This is a genomic window from Subdoligranulum sp. APC924/74 (assembly GCF_003324125.1).
In the GTDB taxonomy this organism is placed as follows: domain Bacteria; phylum Bacillota; class Clostridia; order Oscillospirales; family Ruminococcaceae; genus Gemmiger; species Gemmiger qucibialis.
In genome coordinates this window covers 37,831-58,912 of sequence record NZ_PSQF01000010.1, presented here as the reverse complement: position 1 = coordinate 58,912, position 21,082 = coordinate 37,831, and the positions used below count along the sequence as shown (strand labels likewise).

The following is a 21,082-nucleotide window of genomic DNA, read 5'->3' as shown; positions in this document are numbered from 1 at the left end:
ACTTTCAAAGACCCGGTTTTCAAGCCATGCTTGCGGACATTGAAGCCGGAAAAGTCGGGACAGTTATCGTAAAGGATTATTGTGCGATAATAGGACTAAATCAGAAAGACCTTGAAAATCAAGGCATTCTGGCTTAGTCCCTTCTTTTTTTGACCGAAAACAAAGGACTTTCACAATAATCAAGCAAGCCGGAGGGTGCTGCTGCACACTTCCGGCAGAAGGAGGATATAGTGGGTGCTATCAAAGTCTTCTTGAAGGAGGTTCTGCTTCCAATCGCGCTTGCGTTCTGCCTCGCGTCATTTCTCAAGCCGATCTATATGCCTGACGGCGTATGTGACTACTTCCTTATGTGGATCTGCGTCGGCTTGCCATTCGGCATCCGGAGGATGTGCCTCTGGCTCGTTCCCAGCGGCTACGGTATCTCCGGCTCAGTCGGCATCTTCGCATTGAACTTAATCATAGGCGGTCTTATCGGAGGACTTGCCTTCTTCATCGGGCTGCTGCTCGGTGTCATTCATACCATCCGAGAAATCATCTGAACTACATCGTAAACGAAGAGGGTTTGTTTCTTCTCCAATTTGGAGTAAGAAGCAAACCCTCTTTTTTTGTTGCCCAAAAGCCGCAATATTTGCTGGCGATGCGGCGAAAGAAAGGAGTTTTTAAGCATGAAACGCATGACAGCCGGTGATCTGCAAGCACTGGAATTGCTGATGCAGACCACACCCGGCTTTGAGCATTATGACAGCGGTGTGGATGGCATTCTCCCTGAGTGCCGAAGCTGCCGTTTTCATCGTCCCTTCTGGAAATATCAGTCCTGCGTGTTTGCGGAGTGTCCCTACTGCTGCAATTCCGTTTCAACCCTCAAAAATCAAAGTGGCACATCTGATGCCGGAAAGGAAGCCAGTCATGGATAACAAAATCGAAATCTTCAAGAATGAACAGTTTGGTGAGGTAAGAACGATCCTCGAAGGAGAAAAAGTTCTGTTCTGTGCGGCAGATGTTGCAAAGGCACTCGGTTACACCAACCCGAACAAGGCGGTCAACGACCATTGCAGGGCTATAACGAAACGTTCTACCCCTATCAGCGGGAAAGTTCAGAGTATCAACTTCATCCCGGAAGGAGACGTTTATCGGCTAATTATTCGCAGCAAACTTCCTGCGGCTGAAAAGTTTGAACTGTGGGTATTTGATGAGGTCATTCCTACCATTCGCAAGACCGGCGGCTACATGACGGACTCCCTTCTGGAACGCATACAGAAGGAACCTGCGGTCATTGTGGAGTTTGCTCAGGCGTTGATTTTGGAAAAGAATCGCGTAAAGGCTCTTGAGTGTGAGCTGATCACGGCAAAGCCCAAAGCTGATTATTACGACGCCTTCATCAATCCGGATGACTGCACCAATATCCGAACGACGGCGAAGGAACTGAAAATCCCGGAGCGCAAGTTTGTCCAGTTCCTTCTCAAAGAAAAGTACCTGTTCCGCTCTCCTTCCGGGCAGCTACTTCCCTACAACAAGGACAGCAATGCCGGACTGTTCATCGTCCGCGATTTTGTGACGTTCTGCTACACCGGTTCTCAGACCTACTTCACGCCGAAGGGCAAGGAGGTCATCCGAATGAAGTTCCAGAAAAAGTGCGGCGAAGAACTGCTTTCCAAGATGGCAAGGTGATTTTCGTGGCAGTCTATCGCGTAAATAAAAATCGTGGCTATACCGTCATGGCGAACTTCCACCTCCGAGACAAGAGCCTGTCACTCAAGGCGGTCGGTCTTCTCTCAAAGATGCTCTCGTTCAATGATGGCTGGAAGTTCTCAACCAAGGGACTTTCTGCAATCTGCAAGGAAGGTCCGGATGCCATTCTCTCCGCGCTCCGTGAGCTTGAAAAGCACGGCTACCTTGTCCGGCACCGGCAGAGAGACGGTAAAGGCAGGATGAGCAGCACAATCTTTGAGATATACGAAGAGCCGCAGGAGTCCACGCCAGAACGGGAAATACCACACACGGAAAATCCATGTGTGGAGAAGCCAGATGTGGATAATCCACGCGGGGATAAGTCCGCACAAATAAATACTGATCAAGTAATTACCCAAGAAAGAAATACTCTCTCAAAGAACTATCAATCCATCAATCTTGATGGGATGGACAGGATGGATGAGCGAAGCGAGTATGAAGAGATTATCAAAGAGAATCTTGACTACGACATTCTCTGTCAGGATCCGAAGTTCGATAAAGACCGCTTCCGGGAGATCATGGACATCATGCTGGATGCCGTCTGTTCCACTGCACCGACCATCCGCATCAATGGCGAGGATATGCCGCAGCAAGTAGTCAAATCCCGCTTTCTCAAGCTGAATAGCAGCCACATTGAGTACGTTCTGGAAGCAATGAACAAGAACCCGTCAGACATCCGTAATATCCGGGCGTACCTGTTGACCGCTCTGTATAACGCCTCTCTGACGATAGACAATTACTACTCCGCCCTCGTCAATCATGATTTCTACGGGCAGGACAGATCGGCAGGGTCAAAGAAGCCGAAGACCTACGATTATAGCCTTTGTGAAGACACTCTTTAATGAATACCATCGTGAGCAATGCTCGGAAAGGAGGACAGTGTAAATGAAAAGCATCTATCGCCGGATTGTGCCGCCTTAGCTGAGGCAGCATTCCCTCAATCATTTCAAGGAAAGGAGGTATCACTGCAATGCAGGATGAAGTCAACACCAAAGTTGTTGCAATCATGATCAAGGGCGGCAAAATCTCTGCCGAGGTACTGAAAAAGGCGCTGGACAAGTTCGTTCAGGAGATCGAGAAGGCGCAGAAGCAGATGCAGCAGCCCAAAACCTTTCGCGGCAAGCAGTCCATCAAGCATCTGATGAGCCAGAATGCCGCTATCTCCAACATCGAAGTGACGGACGGCAACATTAAGTCCTTTGAGCGGACTGCCAGCAAATACGGTCTGGACTTTGCGCTCAAGAAGGACGTTTCTGTTGAGCCGCCCAGCTATCTTGTCTTCTTCAAGGGACGGGACGTTGATGTAATGACCGCCGCCTTCAAGGAGTTCTCCGCCAAGACGGTTAAGCAGAAGGAACAGCCGTCCATCCGGCACAAGCTGGATCAGGAGAAAGCCCAGAGCAAGGCGCAGCACAAGGAGAAAGTCAAGGTCAAGACCAAGGATCGGGGTGTGGAGCTGTGAACAAACCCGATGTGAAGAAGCTCATTCTTCTGAACCTCCCGTATGTCTTCACCTTCTACTTTGCGGATAAGATCGCCGCTGTGTTCCGTCTCGCCCCCGGCACGGAGTTCATCGACAAGCTGACAAACGGCTTTGCCGTGTTCGGCACTGCCTTTGCAAATCCGCTGCCCAGCTTTCATCCCGTCGATCTGCTCGTTGGTCTGTCGGCTGGCGTGTTGCTCAAGCTGGCGGTCTACGTCAAGGGCAAAAACCGCAAGAAGTTCCGGCAGGGCGAAGAATACGGATCTGCACGATGGGGCAAGCCAGAGGACATCAAGCCGTACATGGACCCGGAGTTCTCGAACAACGTCATCTTGACGCAGACGGAGTTCCTGACCATGAACAGCCGCCCGAAGCAGCCGAAATACGCCCGCAACAAAAATATCCTTGTCATCGGCGGTTCCGGCTCAGGCAAGACGCGCTTTTTCGTGAAACCAAACCTGATGCAGATGCACAGCAGCTACGTTGTGACCGATCCGAAAGGAACCGTGCTGGTGGAATGCGGCAAAATGCTTGAAAAGGGCGGCTACGTTATTAAGTCGCTGAACACCATCAACTTCCGGAAATCCATGCACTACAACCCTTTCAGCTACATCCGCAGCGAGAAGGACATCCTCAAGTTGGTCAATACGATCATCGTCAACACGAAGGGAGATGGCGATAAGTCCGGCGAAGATTTCTGGGTCAAGGCGGAAAAGCTCTACTACACAGCCCTCATCGGCTACATCTGGTACGAGGCACCCGACCACGAGAAAAACTTTACTACCCTACTCGAAATGATCAATGCCTCAGAAGCCAGAGAGGACGATGAGACCTTCAAGAACCCAGTGGATGTCATGTTCGATGAGCTGGAAGCCCGCGACCCTGACCACTTTGCGGTCAAGCAATACCGCAAATACAAGCTGGCGGCTGGCAAAACCGCTAAGTCGATCTTGATTTCCTGCGGTGCAAGGCTTGCGCCCTTCGACATTGCAGAGCTGCGGGAGCTGATGAGCTACGACGAGATGGAGCTGGACACCATCGGAGACCGGAAGACGGCGCTGTTCGTCATCATTTCCGATACCGATGATACATTCAATTTTGTCGTGGCAATCATGTATTCCCAGCTCTTCAACCTTTTGTGCGACAAAGCAGATGACGTTTACAACGGACGACTTCCCGTCCATGTGCGATGTCTGCTGGATGAATTTGCGAACATCGGTCAAATCCCGAAGTTTGATAAGCTCATCGCAACCATCCGTAGCCGGGAAATTTCGGCGTCAATCATCTTGCAGTCCCAGTCTCAGCTCAAGACCATCTACAAGGACGCGGCTGACACCATCACGGGCAACTGTGACTGCACACTTTTCCTCGGTGGAAAAGAAAAATCGACCCTCAAGGAAATCAGCGAGGTGCTGGGCAAGGAGACAATCGACCTTTACAACACCTCAGAAACCCGTTCCAACAACAACTCCTATGGCTTGAACTATCAGAAAACCGGCAAGGAACTGATGTCTCAGGATGAGATCGCCGTCATGGACGGAGCTAAGTGTATTTTGCAGCTTCGAGGCGTGAGACCTTTTCTCAGTAACAAATACGACATTACGAAGCATCCAAAGTACCGGCAGCTCTCCGACTATAACAAGCGGAACGCCTTTGACATCGAGAAGTACCGGCAGCACAAGCTGGTAGTCAAGCCCGATGACACATTCGACCTCTATGATATGGGCGAGGTCGAAGCGGATTAAAGCCCCGTCGCTGCACTGCGCAGTGGGTAAAGCCTGATGGCTCATCCCAAAGCAGAACAGCGACGGGGCTTCTTTTTTTATGCCCATTTTCAAAAATACACACTCAACTTTCATCGATTCAAGGAGGAAAATCTATGGCTTTTATCAATCAGGCTGTCACGGTTCTTCAGACGCTCGTTATCGCCCTCGGCGCAGGTCTCGCAGTGTGGGGTGTTGTCAACCTCATGGAAGGCTACGGCAACGACAACCCCGGCGCCAAGTCTCAGGGCATCAAGCAGCTCATGGCTGGCGGCGGTGTGGTGCTGATCGGCACGACCCTTATCCCCCTGCTCTCCGGTTTGTTCGGCTAATCCACGGCAAGCCCAGCTTAACCGAAGGGTGGTGAAATATTGGGCAGCATTTTAGAAAAGATCGAACAGGCTCTCAAGGATATGCTGATCGGATGGATCGAGAGCAACCTGACCAATATGTTCACCGATGTCAACGAGAAGGTAGGAACGATTGCCGCCGAGGTCGGTCAAACTCCGTCCGGCTGGAACGGCGGCGTGTACCAGATGATCCGGGGACTATCCGAAAACGTGATAGTCCCCATCGCTGGTATCATCATCACCTTTGTTTTGTGCTACGAGCTGATTTCCATGATCACCGAGAAAAACAACCTTCACGACATGGACACTTGGATGTTCTTCAAGTGGTTTTTCAAGGCGGCTGTGGCGATCTATCTCGTGACGCACACCTTTGACATCGTGATGGCAGTATTCGACATCGGGCAGAACGTAGTTTCCGGTGCAGCAGGAGTAATCCACGGCAACACCAGCATTGACATTGACGCGACGATTGCGCAGATGCGTACCGGCATGGAGAACATGGGCGTCGGAGAACTGCTCGGTCTGTCAATAGAAACGCTTCTGATCAGCTTGTGCCTCAAAATCATGGCGATCCTCATTACGGTCATTCTCTACGGGCGCATGATTGAGATTTACTGCACCGTGAGCATTGCGCCTATTCCCATCGCAACCATGAGCAACCGCGAATGGGGCAGCATCGGCACAAACTATCTGAAAGGCTTGTTCGCTCTGGCATTTCAGGGCTTCCTCATCATGGTCTGCGTCGGCATCTATGCGGTGCTGATCAACGGCATGATCATCGCAGACAACATTCATTCGGCTCTGTTCTCTGTGGCAGCGTACACGGTTATTCTGTGCTTCTCGCTGTTCAAGACCGGAAGCCTCGCAAAATCCATTTTCCATGCGCACTAAGGAGGTCGGCAGCATGAAGAAGTACAGCATCATCTACGCCGATCCCCCTTGGGCGTATCGGACTTACTCCAAGAAGGGACAGGGACGGTCGGCAGAAAGCCACTACCCGACAATGTGCATTGAGGACATCAAGGCACTTCCGGTCGGTGAGCTTGCCGCGAAGGACTGCGCCCTGTTTCTCTGGATCACGTTCCCGTGCCTCTGTGAAGCACTCGAAGTGCTGACGGCATGGGGCTTTTCTTATAAGACCGTGGCTTTTGTATGGGTGAAGCAAAACCGCAGGAACGATGACCTCTTTACCGGCATGGGGTACTGGACAAGGGCAAACGCCGAAATCTGCATCCTTGCTACAAAGGGACACCCGAAGCGAGTTGACGCCGGTGTGCGTCAGGTCATCCTCAGCCACATCGAAGAGCATTCCAAAAAGCCGGATGAAGCGCGGGAGCGCATTGTTCGGCTCATGGGAGACCTTCCCCGCGTAGAGCTTTTTGCCCGTCAGTCTCCCGAAGGCTGGGATGTTTGGGGCAACGAGGTCGAATGCACGGCGCATCTTCCTATGGAGGAAACACCATGCTGCGGCTAAAACCCATCTCTCTTCGTGACGCCAACGAGTATGTCCGGCAGCATCACCGGCATCACAAGCCGGTTGCCGGTCACAAGTTTTCCATCGGCTGTGAAGCAGACGGTGAGCTGGTCGGCGTAATCATCGCCGGGCGTCCTGTCAGCCGGTATCTGGATGACGGCTTCACGTTGGAGGTCACAAGGCTATGCACCAATGGCGCAAAGAACGCTTGCAGCTTTCTCTACGGCGCGGCGGCAAGAGCTGCTGCGGCTATGGGCTATAAGCGCATCATCACCTACACGCTGGAAAGTGAAAACGGTGCAAGCCTTCGGGCTTCCGGCTGGATCTGTCAAGGCAAAGCGGGTGGGCTTCGCTGGACGGGCAAGCGTCAGCCGAAGGAGGATCAATATCCCGCACAAATGAAGCTGCGCTATGAAAAGCAGCTCGGAAAGGAGGAAACAGTCAATGGCATTTGTTCCGGTCCCGAAGGATCTTAACCGCGTCAAAACGAAGGTCATGTTCAACCTGACTAAGCGGCAGCTCGTTTGTTTTTCCATCGCTGCGGCAGTCGGCGTCCCGATCTTCTTTCTGGCGAAGGCGCATCTCGACTTATCTACGGCGGCAATGCTGATGGTGGTCATCATGCTCCCGTTCATCTTCTTCGCGCTTTATGAGAAGGATGGTCAGCCCGCCGAGAAGTATCTGTACCACATCGTACAGTCCATGTTTATCCGGGACAAGGTGCGTCCCTATCGCACAAACAATCTCTACGCTGAAATTCAGCAGAAAATCAAAGAACAGGAGGAATTGCAGCTTGAACAACAGCACAGCAAAGGCAAAGCCTAAGATGACGGTCAAAAACGGCGTCGTTTACGGCGATGCCCTTTCCGCTCAGGAAAAGAAGCGGATCGTCATGCAGAAGAAAAAGGACAGGAAGGCAAAGAAAGTCCGCAAGTCCGCCCAGCAGACCATTCCCTATGTGGAGATGTGCCGCGACGGTATCTGCAAGGTAAACAGCCGCCTCTACACGAAGTCCATCGCCTTTGAGGACATCAATTACCAGCTTGCACAGAACGAGGACAAAACTGCCATCTTTGAAGCATGGTGCGACTTTCTGAACTACTTTGACAGTTCGATTTTCGTCCAGCTCTCCTTCATCAATCAGAAGGCAAGTCTCAATGAGTTCCGCAAGCGCATCAACATTCCGGCACAGGAGGACGCTTTCAACGACATCCGCTCTGAGTATTCCGGAATGCTGCAAAGTCAGCTCACCAAGGGCAACAACGGACTGGTCAAGAAGAAGTACATCACCTTCGGCATTGAGGCGGACTCCCTCCGCACGGCAAAGCCGAAGCTCGAACGCATTGAAACCGACATTCTCAACAACTTCAAAACCCTCGGTGTGAGGACGGAACCGCTGTCCGGCTACGAGCGGCTGAAAGTGCTTCATGATGTGTTTAACATGGACACCAATGAGCCGTTCCGCTTTTCCTTCGATATGGTTGCACGGACGGGACTCAGCACAAAGGACTTCATCGCGCCCACTTCCTTTGACTTCCGTGAAGGTAAGTGCTTCAAGATGGGAAAAACCGTCGGCGCGGTGAGCTTTCTCCAAATCCTCGCGCCGGAACTCAATGACCGTATGCTTGCCGACTTCCTTGAGATGGACAGCAACATCACGGTCAATTTTCATATCCGGACGATTGACCAGGCGAAGGCAATCAAGAGCATCAAGTCGAAGATCACCGACCTCGACAAGATGAAGATTGAAGAGCAGAAAAAGGCAGTCCGCTCCGGCTACGATATGGACATCATCCCGTCCGATCTTGCCACCTTCGGCGGTGAGGCAAAGCGTCTGTTGCAGGATCTCCAGACCCGCAATGAGAGACTGTTCCTCGTGACCATCCTCATCATGAACACAGCAACCAACCGCCAGAAGCTCGAAAACGCGGTGTTCCAGACCGCCGCCATTGCCCAGAAGTATAACTGTGCGCTCAAGCGTCTCGACTTCCAGCAGGAGGAAGGGCTGATGTCCTCTCTGCCTATCGGCGTCAATCAGGTGGAGATTGAGCGCGGACTGACCACTTCCAGCACGGCGGTTTTCGTGCCGTTCACCACGCAGGAGCTTTTTCAGGGCGGCGAAGCTCTCTACTACGGGCTGAATGCGCTGTCAAACAACATGATCATGGTTGACCGCAAGCGGCTCAAGAACCCCAACGGGCTGATCTTGGGTACGCCCGGTTCCGGTAAGTCCTTCTCCGCAAAGCGCGAAATGACGAACGCCTTCCTCATCACGGAGGATGACATCATCGTCTGCGACCCCGAAGCCGAGTATTTCCCCCTCGTGAAGAAACTCGGCGGTCAGGTCATCCGCATCTCGCCGGTCAGCACGGATTACATCAATCCGCTGGACATCAACACGAACTACTCCGAAGAGGAAAACCCGCTGACGCTGAAATCTGACTTCATCCTCTCCATGTGTGAGCTGATTGTCGGCGGCAAGGACGGCTTGCAGCCGGTTGAGAAGACCATCATTGACCGCAGCGTCCGCATGGTCTATCAGGAGTTTCTTGCAGACCCCAAGCCGGAAAAAATGCCGATCCTTGAAGACCTCTACAACATTCTGAGAAATCAGAAGGAACCGGAGGCACAGCGCATCGCAACTGCCCTTGAAATCTATGTTCACGGCTCTCTGAACGTCTTCAATCACAGAACGAATGTGGATGTCAACAACCGCTTCGTCTGCTATGACATCCGCGAACTCGGCAAGCAGCTCAAGAAGCTCGGTATGCTGATTGTGCAGGATCAGGTTTGGAACAGGGTCACAATCAACCGCGCCCAGCACAAGGCTACCCGCTACTACATGGACGAGTTTCACCTTTTGCTGAAAGAGGAACAGACCGCCGCGTACAGCGTGGAAATCTGGAAGCGTTTCAGAAAATGGGGCGGCATCCCGACCGGCATCACCCAGAACGTCAAGGACCTGCTTGCATCCCGCGAGGTAGAGAACATCTTTGAAAACTCGGATTTTGTCTACCTTCTGAATCAGGCGTCCGGAGACCGGCAGATTCTCTCGAAGGCGCTGAACATCTCGCCCAGCCAGCAGAACTACATCACCAATTCCAATGCCGGTGAGGGGCTGATCTTCTACGGCTCGACCATCGTTCCCTTCAAGGACGATTTTCCGAAGGACACTCAGCTCTACCGCATCATGACCACCCGCTTAGAAGAAACCACACAGAACTGATAGGAGGATTTTGAATATGGATAAGAACTTCAACCTTGAGAATGACAAGAACATCATCGCAGAAGTCAGCGGTGTTCCCGTGAATACCACGTTCGGCAGCATCACCAAGCCGATTGACCTTCTGCTTGAGATCATCGACATGAGCGCCGATCTCATCGCGCTCATCCGCGAGGAAACCGAACTGAAAAAGCATCACCGCGCCTACCTCCACGTTCATGAGGAACTGGAGGACTGCGCCGACGAGATGGCAGCGCGTATGCAGGAGATTTTCGACGAGACCACCGACTGCGTGATCGGACTGATGAAGGATGTTCACGAGACCTTCCGTGTCCGCAAGCAGGAAGCGGCGGAGGACGATGCCGATACCGTCACCATCGCCAAGGAAGACTACGAGACCATGATCGACGATCTGCTCACGATGTCCGAAATCATTCAGTGCGTCGCAGATATGCGCACGCAGGATGTGAAGGCAATCCGCGAGTTCGGCAAGTTCGTCCCCGCCTTTGCCGCCTTTGAGAAGAACCGCCTGAGCCTCTATCGTGAGGCGGCGAAGGAAGCCGAGGAAATCTTCGACCGTTGGGCGGACGAGATTGACGATCTCGACGAGGGCTTCACGGAAGATGAGGATTACGAGCCGGACGAGTATTACTCCGACTGATGCCCATTGAAATGTTGTCGGGTTTTACAGCCAACATTTCAATGGAAACACAAATCCAACAGAACAGGAGGTACACCACCATACAACTTGACATCATTCATACCGGCGATTGCTTTGAAATCCTGAAAACTCTGCCCGATGACAGCGTTCATTGCTGTGTGACGTCCCCTCCGTATTACGCGCTCCGTGATTACGGCATGGATGCTCAGATCGGCAGAGAGACAACGCCGAAGGAATATATCTCGCGCCTGACGGAAGTGTTTACCGAAGTCAGGCGCGTTTTACGCCCAGACGGTACGCTCTGGCTGAACATCTCGGACACCTACGCTGGAAAGGGCAATCAGGGTGATTTTGTTGACCCGAAGAACCCCAACGGCAGAAACGGTCAGGCTGTGGCTCTCAACAACAAGGTTGAGGGCTGCAAGCCGAAGGACATGATCGGTATTCCGTGGATGCTGGCTTTTGCCCTCCGCGATACCGGCTGGTATCTGCGCAACGACATCATCTGGATGAAGGATAACCCCATGCCGGAGAGCGTCAAAGACCGCTGCGCCCGCTGCTACGAGCATATTTTCCTGTTCTCCAAGTCGAAGAAGTATTTCTTTGACTACAAGGCGATCTCAGAGCCGATTGCTCCCGCAACGGCAGAACGCCTCAAGCGCGGCATGAAGGGCGGCAACAAATACGGCAAGCCCGTTCCCGGTCAGCCCCAGCCGCAGTCCATTAACCTCCCCCGTGAGCATGGTGAGATCAAGGACAGTGACATCAATCCGCTCCGCAATAAGCGCGATGTCTGGAAGATCAACACTGTTCCCTTCAAGGGTGGTCACTATGCCGCCTACCCTCCGAAGCTGGTTGAGACCTGTCTTCTCGCCGGTTGTCCCGAAGGCGGCATTGTGCTTGACCCGTTCATGGGAAGCGGCACAACCGGCATGGTTGCCTCACAGATGGGGCGTCATTTCATCGGCATCGAGCTGAATCCGGCGTACACCGAGCTTGCCTACAAGCGGATTGGAGGTGAAATCTGATGTCCAAGGAACCGGAACTCAAAGCCCGTGACAAGGTGGTCGTGCGGATGACGCGGGAGGGCGCGGTTGAGGAAAACCTGACGGCTGGCACCGGGCAGAGAGTGTCAAAACGGCTGGAAGATGCGGAGCTGGTGAAGCCCGGTGAGACAGTCGAGCCTTCCGAAGCTCCTTCTGCGGAGGAACAGAAAAAGGTGCAGATGCGCCGTCAACAGCGTCAGTTTCAGGCGGAACACACCGAGGATAACGACACTAAGCCGCCCTCGGAAACGTCCGTCACAGAAGAGAAAAAGGCAGAAAATCCACCCCAGAATGCACCCGAACCGCTGCCCGCGTCAGAGACTCCGTTCAAGCCTCCTGCTTTGGAGCAGCACGGCGTTTCTTCTCATACCGGCACGGTGATTGCCAAAACGGTTGTCACGCACAAGCTGCGCAAGACCTCTGCGGTTGAAGCCGTGGATGCAGACACCGTTCTCTCTCAAGCGGCGGAGACTGCCTCTGCGAAGCCGGTCTCGGACGATGCCGTCCCGCCCACGAAGCGGATGCAGAAGCTCGAAAGAAAATCTGAGAAGGCGCATGGTCGGCTGGATGCCGCCCGTGAAAAGCTGCCCACGCACAAGGTTCTCAAGAAAGAGCGCGTCTTTGATGAGGAAACCGGCAAGGGCAAAACCCGCCTTCATTTTGAAGATGAGCTGAAAAAGCCGAAGGGCAAGGGCAAGCTGCAATTTGAAGCAGATAAAACCGTCCGCAAGGTCGGTGACACCCTTGCTTCCGGCATTCACGGCAAAATCCATGAGGTCGAGCAGGAAAACTCGGCGGTCGAGGGGGCGCACAAAGCAGAGATTGTCGCAGAGACCGCCGCAAGGCATTTCCGTCATCATCGGGAAAACAGCATCAACAAGCCTTATGAGAAGGTCTCCAAGCTGGAACATAAGGCGGATGCTGCGGATGCAAAGCTCCAATATGAGAGAAATCAGCAGGAGCATCCTGAGATGAAGAAGCAGAACATGAACAAGCACTATCAGAAGCAGAACATCAAGAAGGAATATGCCGCCGCTCGAAATGCCGGTTCTCAGACTGCCGGGACTGCCACAAAGAATACCGGCAAGAAGCTCGGTGAGAAGGTGTCCGACAAGATCAAGGAGTTCTTTGAGAAGAACAAGAAGGTCTTCATCTGGATCGGAGTCGGAATTGCCCTTCTCGTTCTGCTCGGTGCCGGAATCAGCTCGTGTTCGATGCTCACCTCTACCGGTTCGTCGGTTATCGCTTCCTCCTATCTCAGCGAGGATGATGCGATGCTGGGCGCAGAAGCGCAGTATTGCCAAATGGAGCAGGAGCTGCAACGCTATCTCGACACCTACGAAAGCACTCACAACTACGATGAATACCACTTCGATCTGGATGATATTGAGCATGACCCGTATGTGCTGATCTCCATTCTCTCGGCTCTCCACGAGGGCGAGTTCACGCTGGATGAGGTGCAGGGTACGCTCCAAATGCTGTTTGAAAAGCAGTACATCCTCACCGAAGAGGTTATCGTCGAAACCAGATACCGCACGGAGACCGACACATGGACGGACGCAGACGGCAACACGCACACGGAAACCTATCGCGTCCCGTATGACTACTACATCTGCAACGTGAAGCTCGAAAACTTCAATCTCTCCCATGTCCCGGTCTACATCATGTCTCAGGAACAGCTTTCCATGTACGCAACGTATATGTCGGTGCTGGGCAACCGCGAGGATCTGTTCGGTGACTCTCCCTATGTGGACAAGTACATCACCAATCCTCCCGCCGACTACGATGTCAACCCGGAATACCTGAACGACGAGAAGTTTGCAGCGCTGATTACCGAGGCGGAAAAGTATCTCGGCTACCCGTATGTTTGGGGCGGCTCCAATCCCGACACGTCCTTTGACTGCTCCGGCTTTGTCAGCTATGTTCTCACGAACAGCGGTCTTGTGAATACCGGACGGCTGGGCGCACAGGGGCTTTACAATGTCTGTACGCCGGTTTCAAAGGCGAATGCACAGCCCGGTGATCTTATCTTTTTCGTCGGGACGTATGACACCCCCGGTGTATCTCACGTCGGCATTTATGTCGGTGATGGGGTCATGATCCACTGCGGCGATCCCATTCAGTACGCATCCATCAATTCTTCCTACTGGCAGTCTCATTTCTATGCCTTCGGAAGACCTGCCTATTAAAAGAAAGGAGTTTTTCATGAATCCCAAGTATCAGAAGGTCCTCTCTGACATTGAGAAGGCTGAAAAGAAAAAGACCGAAATCGAAGGACAGCTCAAGGAGCTGTACGACAAGAAGACAGAGCTGGAAAACCTTGAAATCATCAATACCGTGCGCTCTATGGTGATGGACAAGGATCAGATCATGGCGTTCCTGTCTTCCATGAAGGGCGGCAACAAGCCCACCGAAAATACGGAGGTAATCGACAATGCGTAAGAAATTTCGTTTTCTGACCGTCCTTGCGGTCTGCGTCATGGTTCTGTCCTGCTTCTCGGTCACGGCGTTTGCCTACGCCGATGATACCGAACAGAACCTTCCCGTCACGGAGGCAACCCAGCCCGAACAGCAGCCCGCAATCACTCCCACGCCGGAAAAGCCGAAGAGTGAGCCGATTGACGATGAGGGCAACGCCTACACCCGCGACTTGCTCTATGACAAGGCAACCAACAAGCAGTTCATCACTGTCCAGACGAAAAGCGGCAACACCTTCTTCATTGTCATCGACTACGATGCGCCCATCAACGAGGATGAGGAACAGTATCAGACGTACTTCCTGAACATGGTCGATGAAAGCGATCTGCTTGCGCTGTTGGATGAAGATACTGCGGCTGCTCTGACTACCTGTAACTGCAAGGAAAAATGCGCTGCCGGTCAGGTCAACACCGACTGCCCGGTCTGCAAGACCAACATGAGCGAATGCACCGGCACAGCCCCCGTTACACCTGAGCCGGATAAGGATGCGGAAACCGATGTCCCCGCGCCCAAGCCCGAAAAGAAGTCCAACATCGGCATGATCCTCGTCATCTTTGCCCTTGCCGGTGCTGCGGGTGCAGCTTATTACTACATCAAGTTCGTCAAGGGCAGAAAGCTCAAGGATGAGGATATGGACTTCTTTGATGATGAAGGCTACGAGGAAGAGCCGTATATCAACGAGGATGAAGAGCCGCAGATTGCGGAGGATGCTGAAACGGATGGTGATGAAGATTGATCTTAGTCATTGCTGAAAAGCCCAGCGTTGCCCAGTCCATCGCAAAGGTGTTGGGCGCGACGTCCCGCAAGGACGGCTACATGGAGGGCGGCAATTACATCGTTTCGTGGTGCTTCGGTCATCTGGTGGAGCTGGCAGACGCCAGCTCCTACGATGAGCGGTATGCAAAGTGGCGGTATGACGATCTGCCCATTGTTCCGGAAAGCTGGATGTTTGAGGTCACGAAGGACAAAGCACAGCAGTTCAAGGTACTGTCCGCTCTCATGAAGGACAAGCGCGTCACCGAGCTGGTCTGCGCAACCGATGCAGGACGCGAGGGTGAGCTGATCTTCCGGCTGGTCTACAACAAAGCCGGATGCACCAAGCCCTTCAAGCGTCTGTGGATCAGCTCGTTGGAGGACTCCGCCATCCGCGAAGGCTTCAATCATCTCCGGGACGGCAAGGAATATGACCGTCTCTATGAAGCGGCACTCAGCCGCTCGAAGGCGGACTGGATTGTCGGCATCAACGGCACCCGCCTTTTCACCACGCTCTATCACAAGAAGCTGGTGGTCGGGCGCGTTCAGACGCCGACCCTTGCAATGCTGGTGGAGCGTGACGGGAAAATCTCTACGTTCCAAAAGGAGAAGTATTTCAACGTCCACGTCGGCAAGGGCGATCTGACCGGCGATCTGGAAAAGGTCAAAACCGAAGAGGAAGCAAAAAGAATTGCGGCGGCTTGCGAGAAAAAGCAAGCCGTCGTTTCTTCTCTCAAGCGGGAAACGAAGACGGTCAATCCTCCGAAGCTCTATGATCTGACCACCTTGCAGCGCGAGGCAAACCGATACTACGGCTTCACCGCCCAGCAGACGCTCGATCTCGTCCAGACGCTCTACGAAAAGAAGCTCCTGACCTATCCGCGCACGGACAGCCAGTTTATTACGGACGATATGGAGGACACCGCCCGTCAAGTCATTTCCATCGTCTACCACCAGCTTCCGCTTTTCTCCGACGTTTCGGTTACTCCGGACATTGCCCGCGTAACCGACAACAGCAAGGTCACAGATCACCACTCTATTCTCCCCACCGTCCTGCTCGAAAAGCAGGATGTTTCGGCGCTCCCTCAGTCAGAGCAGAAAATCCTCAATCTTGTTGGGATGCGCCTTCTGTGTGCGACCGGCGAGAAGCACACCTACGCAGAAACGCAAATCACGCTCTCTTGCGAGAGCTATACGTTCAAAACCAAGGGCAAGACCGTCATTCAAAACGGCTGGAAAGCCATCGAAGAGCTGTTCAAGGCTTCCCTCAAGGCGAAGGAAAAAGACGATCCCGTGAAGTCCCTGCCCGAAGTCCATGAGGGCGATGTTCTGGACAGCGTATCTGCCAGTGTCACCGAACACTTCACAACGCCTCCAAAGCAGTACACGGAAGACACGCTCCTGTCTGCGATGGAGACTGCCGGAAACGATCAGTTCGACGATGACACCGAGAAGAAAGGTCTCGGCACTCCCGCGACCCGCGCCGGTATCATTGAGAAGCTGGTGAAATCCGGCTTTGCAGAGCGCAAAGGCAAATCCCTCATTCCCACAAAGGACGGCTGCAACCTCGTCTGTGTTCTGCCGGAACAGATCACGTCTCCCACAATGACTGCGGAATGGGAAAACACGCTCATGGAGATTGAGCGCGGCAATGCGGATGCGGACGCCTTCCTCAGCGGCATTGTCCAGATGACCGGGGATCTCGTGAAAGCCTACCCGTTTCTCTCCGATGCCGAAGCCCAGCGTTTCGGCACGGGGAAAGAGGAAATCGGCAAATGCCCCCGCTGCGGCTCTCCGGTCTATGTCGGCAAGGGCAACTTCTACTGCTCGAACAAGGAATGCTCCTTCTGCCTGTGGGAAGACAATAAGTTCTTTTCCAGCAAGAAAAAGAAGCTGACCAAGAAGATCGCAAAGGAGCTGCTGGACAAGGGCTGGTGCCGAGTGACCGGGCTTTACACGCCGAAGAAGCCTCAGCTCTACGATGCGGTGATCCGTCTGGATGACAGCGGCGGCAAATACGTCAGCTTCAAGATGGAGTTTGACCGATGACCCGCCCGAAGTATATTGCCTCTTGCAGCGGAGGCAAAGACAGCGTAGCGACGCTCCTGCTGGCTGCACAGCACAATGAGCCGCTGGACGAGGCGGTTTTCAGCGAGGTCATGTTCGACAAGGATACAAGCGGCGAAGTCCCGGAACACCGGGACTTCATCTATGACCGGCTCAAGCCCTTCTGCGAAAAGGAGCTGGGCATCAAGTTCACCATTCTCCATGCAGACAAGACCTACGATGATGTGTTCCATCATGTCATCACTCGCGGACCGCATAAGGGAGAGGTTCGCGGTTTCGCATGGGCTGGTATGTGCGCGGTCAATCGAGACTGCAAAATCCCGCCCGTCCGCAAGTACAATGCCGCACTCTCGCCGGACACGGTGAGCTATGTCGGCATCGCGGAGGATGAGCCAAAACGCCTTGCTCGTCTGGATGGAGTAACGAAGGTCAGTCTGCTTGCCAAATACGGCATGACCGAGGCGGACGCCTACAAGCTCTGTACGGAACACGGGCTGCTTTCCCCGATCTACGCTCACTGCCGGAGAAACGGCTGCTGGTTCTGTCCCAACGCAAGCGACGAAGAGCTACTGCACATGATTACAAAACACCCGGAGCTGTTTGACCGGCTGATTGAATGGGAGAACGAGGATAACATCTTCCATCGTCGGATGACGCGCAGAGAAACCCCATCTGAGGTAAAGGCTCGTTTATTGAGCAAATCTCAGACGGGGTTTTCTTCTTCCCGAAGCAAATACGAAATGGAGGTTTGAGATGGCTGAAAACAGAAATGCACAGCAAGTCCGCGAAATTACGGACAAGCTGGAACAGGGCATCAAGGAGCTTTTTGAATCCGAGCGTTTCAAGGAATATCTCCGCACGATGTCCAAGTTCTACAACTATTCCTTCAACAACACGCTGCTCATTGCGATGCAGAAGCCGGAGGCAACCTATGTTGCCGGTTATACCTCGTGGCAGCGCAACTTCGACCGACAGGTCATGAAGGGCGAAAAGGGCATCAAGATTCTTGCACCCGCACCGTACAAGGCGCAGGAAGAGCGCGAGAAGATTAACCCCGTGACACAGAAGCCGGTGATCGGCGCAGATGGGAAGGCTGTCACGGAAACAGTCGAGGTTCTGCGTCCCGCCTTCAAGGTGGTAAGCGTCTTTGATGTTTCTCAGACGGACGGCAAGGAGCTTCCGGACATCATCGTCGATGAGCTGAAAGGCACCGTCGAGAACTACGAGGCGTTCTTCGATGCGCTCAAGCAGGAATCTCCCGTTCCTATTTCCTTTGAGGATATTCCGGGCGGCGCAAAGGGATTCTTCTCGCCGGTTGAAAGCCGCATTGCCATTCAGGAGGGTATGAGCGAAATCCAGACGGTCAAAACCGCCATTCACGAGATTGCTCATGCCAAGCTACACGCCGTCAAGCCGGATGAGAAAACCGCCCCCGAAGACAAGAAGGATCGTCACACCAAAGAGGTTGAGGCAGAAAGCGTAGCCTACACGGTTTGTCAGCGTTACGGCATTGAAACCTCGGACTACTCCTTTGGCTACATCGCCGGTTGGTCTTCCGGCAAGGAGACCAAGGAACTGAAAAGCTCTCTGGACGCCATCCGCAAGACGGCGGCTGAGATGATCGAGGGTATTGACGCCAAGCTCAAGGTGCTGCTGGCAGAGAAAGCACAGTCCGCAGAGAAGGAAAACGAAATGCCCGCAGAGCCGATGTCGGAAGTCCCCATTTACCGTGAGACGGCAAATTACGCCTATGAAGCCGGTGAGATGGAAGCATATCGTGCCTCCCTTGCTGCAAACGAGGAATGCCGCAGAGCGATTGAAGCGGCGATCAGCTCCAACTACGGAGATAACCGGCTGGATGCGGATGCTGCCGTAAAAAGTGTCCTTGAGCAGTTCTCTCCGGAGCGCGTCCGGTATGTCCTCGCAAACACCATTCAGCAGAAAGACTTTGACGGGCGCATTCCCCAGCCCCTCAAGGAATGGGCGAAGAACGTTGAGGTCTGCCCTGAGAACGCCTCCCGCTTCCTTGTGGATAAACCCAATCCCGGACTGACCGCCCTTTTCGTCGATGCGTTTCGTCAGCAGACCGAAGCTCAAAAGGATGTCACTTCTGAGAAGGCAACGGAAAGAGACCCGGAGGTCGTTGCGTGGGAGAACGATGAGATTACCTCTATCGAGGTAAAAACCGTGGAGGTCAAGCCTCCCGTTGTCCCCTTGCCGGAGGAAGCAGCGAAAGCACCGAAGGCACACCGCCTGACTGCCGAAGAGAAGGAAATCAAAGCCGCCGTCATGGACACGCTCAAGGGGCAGATTGCCTATAACAATGACGGTATGCGGGCGTCCTATCGCGCCTCTAACCATTCCTTCAATCTGCTGGCACGGAACGGCGTCAGGATCGAGGGCAACACGGTCACGCAGAACGGTGAGCCGCTGTTCAAAATCCATCGCCGTCATGCGGCGCGGAAAACACAGGGCTGCTACCGTGAGCTGATGCCGACGCTGGAATACGTCAAGCAGGAGCAGAAGCAGGAAAAGCCCTCTATCCGCGATCAGCTCAAAGCTGCCGCGAAAACGCAGCCGGAGAAGAAGTCCCCGGTCAAATCCAAAACACACGACATGGAGTTGTGAGAAAGGAGAAGCATGAAGAAATACACAGACGTTGACATCGTTGCGGAGCTGCAGAAGCTTGTGGATAGTCATGTAGACAGCTACAAGGAAGACTTCGACATCGACAAGCGCATCATCCGCCGCGCCGCCGAAAGCCAGAATCCCGAAGACAAGACGCTGATGTGGTTCTGCCGTCCGCATGGGACGCACTGCCTCAATGAAAATCAAGTCTTTATTCAGGGAACGCGAGATCACAACACCTTCCGCTTTTACGCGGAACAGACCTACGACGAGTGCATTGCTCGTGTCATTGTCCCGAAAGCCGTTAAGCGCGGCAAGGTCTTCGGAGATGTCTTTGAGATCAACTACCGGGAACAGGCGGCAAGCGTAGCGCAGAACTCGGTTGCGCCGGATCACGACCGGCTGACCTTTGCAGATGGCTTTGTGCTGGACGCACCCTGCCGCAGCAGCTTCGATGCAGCAATGACTCTGGTCGGTGAGCATGGCGGCGTCAAAACCCACCAGACGCTCCCAAAGGACGCGGATGCTCTGACAGAAGTGCTGTCTAAGCAGAAAAGCCGCCGTGACAGACTGCCGGAGGCAGAGAGGACAGAGGTGCTTTCGCCTCTGCCCATCTCTGAACTCCGCAAATACGAAGCAGTCAAAAAGGCGCATCCCGATGCGCTGGTCTGCTTTGCCCAGAACGGCTATTTTGAGCTGTACGGCAAGGACGCGGAAAAAGCCGCGCCATTGCTCGGCACGAAGCTCCTTGAGAAGAAGGTACGCGGCAAGCCCTCCATGCCGGTGACCGGCTTCCGTGAAGCTGCGTGGGGAGCAGCATCAAAGAAGCTCTGGCAGTCCGGCGTAGATGTCTTTCTCAGCAAGGACGGCGAGACCTTCAAGGAACTCAAAGCCGCAGATTACATTCCTGTCGGCGCGACGCTGAATGTGGACGGAATCAAGTGCAGAATTGACGCGGTTGATTTTGCTGCCGATGAAGTCCGACTGACCAACATTGAGGACAAGAACCGCCCCATCCGCTTTTCTGAAAGCATCCAGTATGTCCGCTCCTATGTGGAGGATGCCGGGACTGCCATCTACGACACCATCCCGAAAAAGCCCGCTGCCCGTGAATCCATCCGCGACAAGCTGAAATCCGCGCAGAAAGCACAGACGCCCCACACACCGAAGCCGCAGAAAAACAAAGGAAAGGATATGGAACTCTGATATGAAAAACTTTACCGTGGAAGAAACCAACCTGATGTGCTGTTTCAACACGTCCAGCCGGAAGCGGCTGATCGACGATATGAAGAGCGTCACCCTGAACGACATGGACGGCGAGATCGCAGAGCTGATGTACAAAACCGTCCGGAAGCTCGAAGCCATGACCGACGCGGAGTTTGAGGAACTGTATATCATGCCGGACGGCATGGTGGATGACTGAAAGGA

Annotated in this window: 22 protein-coding genes and 1 pseudogene; all 23 read left to right on the top strand. The window is 53.5% G+C overall.

The window, feature by feature from the left end; translation table 11 throughout:
• A pseudogene (locus C4885_RS16965) lies at positions 1 to 137 on the top strand (recombinase); the annotation flags it as partial.
• Between the two features lie 93 nt (positions 138 to 230).
• Complete coding sequence (locus C4885_RS04965) at positions 231 to 539, top strand: DUF6050 family protein (RefSeq protein ID WP_005934801.1); 309 nt, start codon at positions 231 to 233, stop codon at positions 537 to 539.
• 126 nt (positions 540 to 665) lie between these two features.
• On the top strand, positions 666 to 914 hold the full coding sequence (locus C4885_RS04960; protein WP_113999283.1) for a hypothetical protein: 249 nt from the start codon (positions 666 to 668) through the stop codon (positions 912 to 914).
• Positions 907 to 1,668 carry a phage antirepressor KilAC domain-containing protein gene (locus C4885_RS04955; protein WP_040647224.1) on the top strand — a complete coding sequence of 254 codons (762 nt, stop codon included), beginning with the start codon at positions 907 to 909 and terminating at the stop codon, positions 1,666 to 1,668. Before C4885_RS04960 ends, C4885_RS04955 begins: the two co-directional genes overlap by 8 nt.
• Positions 1,665 to 2,570, top strand: a complete 906-nt coding sequence (locus C4885_RS04950) for a DUF6017 domain-containing protein (protein WP_113999287.1) — start codon at positions 1,665 to 1,667, stop codon at positions 2,568 to 2,570. Before C4885_RS04955 ends, C4885_RS04950 begins: the two co-directional genes overlap by 4 nt.
• 128 nt (positions 2,571 to 2,698) lie before the next feature.
• Complete coding sequence (locus C4885_RS04945) at positions 2,699 to 3,190, top strand: PcfB family protein (RefSeq protein WP_113999282.1); 492 nt, start codon at positions 2,699 to 2,701, stop codon at positions 3,188 to 3,190.
• Positions 3,187 to 4,956 (top strand): VirD4-like conjugal transfer protein, CD1115 family, encoded by a 1,770-nt coding sequence (locus tag C4885_RS04940; RefSeq protein ID WP_113999281.1) that lies wholly within the window; start codon positions 3,187 to 3,189, stop codon positions 4,954 to 4,956. Before C4885_RS04945 ends, C4885_RS04940 begins: the two co-directional genes overlap by 4 nt.
• A 134-nt stretch (positions 4,957 to 5,090) precedes the next feature.
• On the top strand, positions 5,091 to 5,306 hold the full coding sequence (locus C4885_RS04935; protein ID WP_005934794.1) for a Maff2 family mobile element protein: 216 nt from the start codon (positions 5,091 to 5,093) through the stop codon (positions 5,304 to 5,306).
• A gap of 39 nt (positions 5,307 to 5,345) precedes the next feature.
• Positions 5,346 to 6,215 (top strand): VirB6/TrbL-like conjugal transfer protein, CD1112 family, encoded by an 870-nt coding sequence (locus C4885_RS04930; protein WP_005934793.1) that lies wholly within the window; start codon positions 5,346 to 5,348, stop codon positions 6,213 to 6,215.
• A gap of 13 nt (positions 6,216 to 6,228) precedes the next feature.
• On the top strand, positions 6,229 to 6,798 hold the full coding sequence (locus C4885_RS04925; RefSeq protein ID WP_007593032.1) for an MT-A70 family methyltransferase: 570 nt from the start codon (positions 6,229 to 6,231) through the stop codon (positions 6,796 to 6,798).
• Positions 6,786 to 7,274: an XF1762 family protein gene (locus C4885_RS04920; protein ID WP_113999280.1), complete on the top strand. Its 489-nt coding sequence runs from the start codon at positions 6,786 to 6,788 to the stop codon at positions 7,272 to 7,274. The genes C4885_RS04925 and C4885_RS04920 overlap by 13 nt, the downstream gene beginning before the upstream one ends.
• Positions 7,243 to 7,623: a PrgI family protein gene (locus C4885_RS04915; RefSeq protein WP_113999279.1), complete on the top strand. Its 381-nt coding sequence runs from the start codon at positions 7,243 to 7,245 to the stop codon at positions 7,621 to 7,623. The genes C4885_RS04920 and C4885_RS04915 overlap by 32 nt, the downstream gene beginning before the upstream one ends.
• Before the next feature lies 1 nt (position 7,624).
• The gene (locus C4885_RS04910; RefSeq protein ID WP_113999278.1) at positions 7,625 to 10,024 is read left to right on the top strand and encodes a VirB4-like conjugal transfer ATPase, CD1110 family; all 2,400 of its coding nucleotides are present in this window, start codon (positions 7,625 to 7,627) and stop codon (positions 10,022 to 10,024) included.
• A 16-nt stretch (positions 10,025 to 10,040) separates the two neighbouring features.
• The gene (locus tag C4885_RS04905) at positions 10,041 to 10,682 is read left to right on the top strand and encodes a nitrogen fixation protein (RefSeq protein WP_113999277.1); all 642 of its coding nucleotides are present in this window, start codon (positions 10,041 to 10,043) and stop codon (positions 10,680 to 10,682) included.
• A gap of 41 nt (positions 10,683 to 10,723) precedes the next feature.
• Positions 10,724 to 11,710, top strand: coding sequence for a site-specific DNA-methyltransferase (locus C4885_RS04900; protein WP_256359659.1), 987 nt, complete (start codon positions 10,724 to 10,726; stop codon positions 11,708 to 11,710).
• Complete coding sequence (locus C4885_RS04895; RefSeq protein ID WP_113999276.1) at positions 11,710 to 13,917, top strand: C40 family peptidase; 2,208 nt, start codon at positions 11,710 to 11,712, stop codon at positions 13,915 to 13,917. The genes C4885_RS04900 and C4885_RS04895 overlap by 1 nt, the downstream gene beginning before the upstream one ends.
• A 16-nt stretch (positions 13,918 to 13,933) precedes the next feature.
• The gene (locus C4885_RS04890) at positions 13,934 to 14,170 is read left to right on the top strand and encodes a DUF4315 family protein (protein WP_113999275.1); all 237 of its coding nucleotides are present in this window, start codon (positions 13,934 to 13,936) and stop codon (positions 14,168 to 14,170) included.
• Complete coding sequence (locus C4885_RS04885; protein WP_113999274.1) at positions 14,163 to 14,942, top strand: DUF4366 domain-containing protein; 780 nt, start codon at positions 14,163 to 14,165, stop codon at positions 14,940 to 14,942. Before C4885_RS04890 ends, C4885_RS04885 begins: the two co-directional genes overlap by 8 nt.
• The gene (locus tag C4885_RS04880; protein WP_113999273.1) at positions 14,939 to 17,008 is read left to right on the top strand and encodes a DNA topoisomerase 3; all 2,070 of its coding nucleotides are present in this window, start codon (positions 14,939 to 14,941) and stop codon (positions 17,006 to 17,008) included. The genes C4885_RS04885 and C4885_RS04880 overlap by 4 nt, the downstream gene beginning before the upstream one ends.
• Positions 17,005 to 17,778: a phosphoadenosine phosphosulfate reductase gene (locus C4885_RS04875; RefSeq protein WP_113999272.1), complete on the top strand. Its 774-nt coding sequence runs from the start codon at positions 17,005 to 17,007 to the stop codon at positions 17,776 to 17,778. Before C4885_RS04880 ends, C4885_RS04875 begins: the two co-directional genes overlap by 4 nt.
• Position 17,779: 1 nt before the next feature.
• Positions 17,780 to 19,654: a DUF3849 domain-containing protein gene (locus C4885_RS04870; protein WP_113999271.1), complete on the top strand. Its 1,875-nt coding sequence runs from the start codon at positions 17,780 to 17,782 to the stop codon at positions 19,652 to 19,654.
• A 12-nt stretch (positions 19,655 to 19,666) separates the two neighbouring features.
• Positions 19,667 to 20,860 (top strand): DNA mismatch repair protein MutS, encoded by a 1,194-nt coding sequence (locus C4885_RS04865; RefSeq protein ID WP_113999270.1) that lies wholly within the window; start codon positions 19,667 to 19,669, stop codon positions 20,858 to 20,860.
• A gap of 1 nt (position 20,861) precedes the next feature.
• Positions 20,862 to 21,077 carry a transposon-transfer assisting family protein gene (locus tag C4885_RS04860; RefSeq protein ID WP_113999269.1) on the top strand — a complete coding sequence of 72 codons (216 nt, stop codon included), beginning with the start codon at positions 20,862 to 20,864 and terminating at the stop codon, positions 21,075 to 21,077.
• Positions 21,078 to 21,082 lie beyond the last annotated feature (5 nt).